Below are 2,870 nucleotides of genomic sequence, written 5' to 3' on the forward strand. Positions count from 1 at the left end.
TACTTACATCAATCTTACTTACATCAATCTTACTTACATCAATCTTACTTACATCAATCTTACTTACATCAATCTTACTTACATCAACCTTACTTACATCAATCATCCGCCCACCCTTCTCACCACGATACCCACTTCCACCTATGCGGGCCTCACTCATTCCCGCCACAATGCAAACCTAATAGGCTTGCAGCGCTTGTTTGCCCGCGTTTTGCCACAGGCCAGCCTTTTGCTGCACCAGCAGTACAAACTCATGCTCAAGGTATACCGCCTTTACCTTTCCCGTCAGTCGCACCCGTTCATCATGCTCAAGACGGTAGCCATTGCCACAGCGGGCGGCATCAAGGCCTGTTTGCGCCAAGATCTCACCTACGCTGAGCACCAGCGCCTGATCATCCAGTTGCCCGAGGTTAATTTGCCCCTTTACACGACCATCGCTGCCCATGAGGCGCAGCCCCAAGCCCGCGAGGGCGCCAATAACCCCCTGCCCCGTACCACCATGCTCCGTTAGCGAAATATGGAGCTTGGCGGCCAAATCATAGGCTGCCGCCTTGGTCAGCACCTCTGTTTTGGCCCGGCGGCCAAACTCAATGAGCGCCGCAGCATCATAATCGGCCGCCATATCAAGGATGGCAATGCCGGGGTCGGCCGCAGGTGCCGCTTCGGCCCGCACTTGGGCGGCACAATATTGCATAATGTCGGCGAGCGTTAATGGGGAATGCAGCGCAAAACACATGGCGCTGTTGTGGGAGGTGTAGGGAATATCCGGATGGACCAACAATTGATGGCGCGTCACAAAAGAGGCGCGCCCCCCCGACATGCCAACTAGCCTGCGGGCGATATCCTCCGCGATTTCTCCCGTCCCCTTAGTGCCGATATCATCGGTATCGTCAATACAAATCAGCCAATGGTTCATGTGCTTTCCTCTGGTTAACATTTATCCCGCTGCAGCAGGTCGTGGGCCACTAAACGCGCCAATACCGGCGGCACCAACAGCGCCCCAAGGATGGCAAACACGCCGCCTTTAAGGGCGCTCAGCCCCCACTGGATGAACACGAGCTTAAGCGCCATCCCCGCGAGCATATTGGTCAGCGCCCCCTTCAGCGCCCAAGCAAGGCTGCCGGTAAGGGCGAGGCTCACGCAGCGCCAGCGTAAATGCATGGCCAGCGGCAGCAGCAATCCAACACAGTCCATCGCTAACGCAGGCAAAGCGAATTTCAATAAAATCATCGGCCCGCCCTTACCCACGCCAAGGGCCATCGCAACAATGCCGGCGATCACTCCACAGGCGGTAATGCCCCCAAAACGCCCGATCGCGCCATAGCAAATAAGGTAAAAAAAACTCATCAACAACATACTGTGCCCAGATAGGCCAAGCTTGAGTCGCAGGATGCTGGTTAACGCCACCAGCAGGGTGGCGCAAAATCCGATAAAGAGCGAATCTTGCAAACTTAAGGGAATTTTTTTATTCATCTTGGTCTCTGGGAGTATGCCAATGGGTAGGGTGCGGCTGAGCACCAAAGTGGCGCGCCTTAGCCGCAATCGCGATTTGCCGAGATAATTTGAGCAGTTGGATTAACACTGGAAAGAGCACGCAATAGGCCAATTCGGGCCAATGCTTAGGATGGCGCAGCGCCCTTGGGGTGATGCGCGCGCCACGCAGGCATTGGAGCTGATAAATCTCACGGATCTCCTCTGCCATATAGGGCAACAAGCGTAAGGAAGCCGTGACCACAAAGGCCCATTTACTGGGTAACAGCGCGCTTAACACCTCACCAATCCGCTCCGGCGCAGCAGTAATACACAACCACCAGCCCGGCAACGTGGCGAGCATGAGCCGCAAAACCACCAGCGCGCCTTGGGCCAATTGGGTTGGGCCATAAAACAGTAAATAGCCACTCAAGGTGAGCGTCAGTTGCAGGATGCCAAACTTAATGATGCCGTCAATTCGCCCGCGCTGGCGCAGGGCATGGATGACTAAGAGCCCATTGACTCCCACTAATGGCCACAGCAGTGCACTGGGTAATACAAAGGCGCAGGCCGACAGCACACAGACCAATAATAGCGACAGTGCGCAGATTGCCGTGTCCCCACGCGGAGTACGATACTCCGCCTGATACGCCCGCCTAAAACGCCGAGAGTGTCCGCTACTGCCCATCGCGCCTCCCTGCCCCTGTATCTTTGGGCTCTGTGTGCTCAGTGGGCTCTTGCAGCAACTGTCCATGGTGTAAACGCCAACGCCGTGTCACGCCGCTGTGCGCCACATCCCTATGGCTACTGAGTAACACGGCGCCGCCTTGGGCACTTAATGCCTGCAGCACATGCCACACCTTGGCGGCATATTGCCCATCCATCCCCGCCAGCGGGTCGTCAAGTAACAACACCTTAGGCTGCAGGCAGGCCAATGATGCCAGCGCCACCAAATGCTGTTGGCCATAGGAAAGCTTATGGGGAGAGAGCGAGGCGAGGCTAAGCACATCCAACGCCGCCAACATCTGCTCAGCGCGCTCCAACGGGAGTGCAAACCGCTTTAGACTAAACTGCATTTCGGCCAGCACCGTGGTTTCGAACAGTTGCCGACTGGGTCTTTGCATTAATAATCCCAACTCTGCGCCATAAACCCCAAGCGTTGGCCGCCGCCCAAGCACCTTTAGCGGCAAACGCTGCTTTACGCTTTGCAGGCCTGCGAGCGTTTTTAGCAGACTGGTTTTGCCCGAGCCGTTATCACCGACCAAGGTTGCAATCTCTCCCGCTCGCAGGGTAAATCCGTGGGGGCAATCAAATAAGCGCTCCGCCCCCTCAAAACCAAACTCAAAGGCATCGGCGCGGATAAGCGCCTGACCCAAGGGCGTAGTCTCTTGCCCATCAAC

4 protein-coding genes are annotated in these 2,870 nt (G+C 56.1%); all 4 read right to left on the reverse strand.

The annotated features are described in order from the left end of the window. Window positions 1–178 precede the first annotated feature (178 nt). Window positions 179–916 (reverse strand): DNA-binding protein, encoded by a 738-nt coding sequence (locus ACRCZA_RS07980; protein ID WP_438673923.1) that lies wholly within the window; start codon window positions 914–916, stop codon window positions 179–181. Window positions 917–930: 14 nt separating this feature from the next. Further along, a complete protein-coding gene (locus ACRCZA_RS07985; RefSeq protein WP_438673924.1) occupies window positions 931–1,473 on the reverse strand; it encodes a core component of ECF transporter in 543 nt (180 codons plus the stop codon). Beyond that, complete coding sequence (locus tag ACRCZA_RS07990) at window positions 1,466–2,158, reverse strand: energy-coupling factor transporter transmembrane component T family protein (RefSeq protein ID WP_438673925.1); 693 nt, start codon at window positions 2,156–2,158, stop codon at window positions 1,466–1,468. Before ACRCZA_RS07990 ends, ACRCZA_RS07985 begins: the two co-directional genes overlap by 8 nt. Beyond that, the coding region (locus ACRCZA_RS07995) for an ATP-binding cassette domain-containing protein (protein WP_438673926.1) at window positions 2,148–2,870 on the reverse strand (723 nt) is incomplete at its 5' end. The genes ACRCZA_RS07990 and ACRCZA_RS07995, both read right to left, overlap by 11 nt.

It is taken from the genome of Shewanella sp. (genome assembly GCF_051658185.1).
GTDB lineage: Bacteria > Pseudomonadota > Gammaproteobacteria > Enterobacterales > Shewanellaceae > Shewanella.